This is a genomic window from Enterobacter sp. MGH119 (genome assembly GCF_001037675.1).
GTDB classification, from domain to species: domain Bacteria; phylum Pseudomonadota; class Gammaproteobacteria; order Enterobacterales; family Enterobacteriaceae; genus Enterobacter; species Enterobacter hormaechei_C.
Genome location: NZ_KQ089938.1, coordinates 1 through 1,944, shown reverse-complemented (window position 1 = coordinate 1,944; position 1,944 = coordinate 1). Strand labels below are relative to the sequence as shown.

The following is a 1,944-nucleotide window of genomic DNA, read 5'->3' as shown; positions in this document are numbered from 1 at the left end:
AAAAAGGCGGCACCAGCGCGTCAGCAGGATATGTAGTACAGGATATATTCCGCTTCCTCGCTCACTGACTCGCTGCGCTCGGTCGTTCGGCTGCGGCGAGCGGTGCCGGCTTACAGGCGGGGCGGAAATTTCCTGGGAGATACCAGGAAGGAGCTTAACAGGGAAGAGATAAGGCCGCGGCGAAGCCGTTTTTCCATAGGCTCCGCCCCCCTGACAAACATCATGAAATCTGACGCTCAAATCAGTGGTGGCGAAACCCGATGCGGCTTAAAGATACCAGGCGTTTCCCCCTGGTGGCTCCCTCGTGCTCCCCCGCATTCCTGCCTTTCGGTTTACCGGTGTCATTCCGCTGTTATGGCCGCGTTTATCTCATTCCACGCCTGACACTCAGTTCCGCGAAGGCAGTTCGCTCCTGGATGGACTGTATGCACGAACCCCCCGTTCAGTCCGACTGCTGCGCCTTATCCGGTAACTATCATCTTGAGTCCAACCCGGAAAGACACGACTTATCGCCACTGGCAGCAGCCACTGGTAACTGATTTAGAGGAGTTAGTCTTGAAGTTATGCGCCTGTTAAGGCTAAACTGAAAGAACAGATTTGGTTACTGCGCTCCTCGTAAGCCAGTTACCACGGTTCAAAGAGTTGCTGCTCTGAGAACCTTCGAAAAACCGCCTTGCAGGGCGGTTTTTTCGTTTACAGAGCAAGAGATTACGACGCCACAGAAAGGATCTCAAGAAGATCCTTCACCGTAATGGAAATCTATCCAATCCGAGCACATAGGATACACATCGTTATAACGCTGGATCTGCGTGAATTCCAGCAGCAGCAAGAGAAAGACTTTCTACAAACCAGCTTACAGCAGGCTAAATTTAACCAGAAAAAAGCCGCTGAATTACTGGGTCTGACTTATCATCAGCTACGTGCCTTGCTGAAGAAACACCAGATCTAATACGCATTTGCAGGTGTCATACTGGCGGGTTTGACGCATAACGTCATAAGGTTTACCATGGCGTCATTACTGTATAAAAACACAGGCATAGATATGACTCTGGCATTAGTTGGCGAAAAAATTGACAGAAATCGCTTCACCGGTGAGAAAGTTGAAAATAGTACATTTTTTAACTGCGATTTTTCAGGTGCCGACCTGAGCGGCACTGAATTTATCGGCTGCCAGTTCTATGATCGCGAAAGTCAGAAAGGGTGCAATTTTAGTCGCGCAATGCTGAAAGATGCCATTTTCAAAAGCTGTGATTTATCAATGGCAGATTTCCGCAACGTCAGTGCCTTGGGCATTGAAATTCGCCACTGCCGCGCACAAGGCGCAGATTTCCGCGGTGCAAGCTTTATGAATATGATCACCACGCGCACCTGGTTTTGCAGCGCATATATCACTAATACTAATCTAAGCTACGCCAATTTTTCGAAAGTCGTGTTGGAAAAGTGTGAGCTGTGGGAAAACCGCTGGATGGGGACTCAGGTACTGGGTGCGACGTTCAGTGGTTCAGATCTCTCCGGCGGCGAGTTTTCGACTTTCGACTGGCGAGCAGCAAACTTCACACATTGCGATCTGACCAATTCGGAGTTAGGTGACTTAGATATTCGGGGTGTTGATTTACAAGGCGTTAAGTTAGACAGCTACCAGGCATCGTTGCTCATGGAGCGGCTTGGCATCGCTGTGATTGGTTAGTTCAGCGTTTACACCGGGAGATGCGTTTGACGATTTACTTTTAACCAGTACGACTCCTGGCAAGCATTGTGAAACGTTTTCTCCAGTGGACGAATATCCTGACCTACCGCATCAACGACATGCCATCTAATGCTGCATTCTGGACAGGAATTTGATGAATATCTAACCAATTCATTTTCGCGAGAACAACGAATAACCACTCCCGAATCATGAAGCCATGTCTTAACGAAAATATGGCTAACTCATAGCAAAAAAAA

Annotated in this window: 1 protein-coding gene and 1 pseudogene; both read left to right on the top strand. The window is 48.5% G+C overall.

Going from position 1 to position 1,944, the window contains the following annotated elements; genetic code table 11:
• Positions 1-793: 793 nt before the first annotated feature.
• Positions 794-949, top strand: a pseudogene (locus SK53_RS22255) (helix-turn-helix domain-containing protein); the annotation flags it as partial.
• Positions 950-1,042: 93 nt separating this feature from the next.
• Positions 1,043-1,687 carry a quinolone resistance pentapeptide repeat protein QnrB19 gene (locus SK53_RS22250; protein ID WP_012954666.1) on the top strand — a complete coding sequence of 215 codons (645 nt, stop codon included), beginning with the start codon at positions 1,043-1,045 and terminating at the stop codon, positions 1,685-1,687.
• Positions 1,688-1,944: the final 257 nt, after the last annotated feature.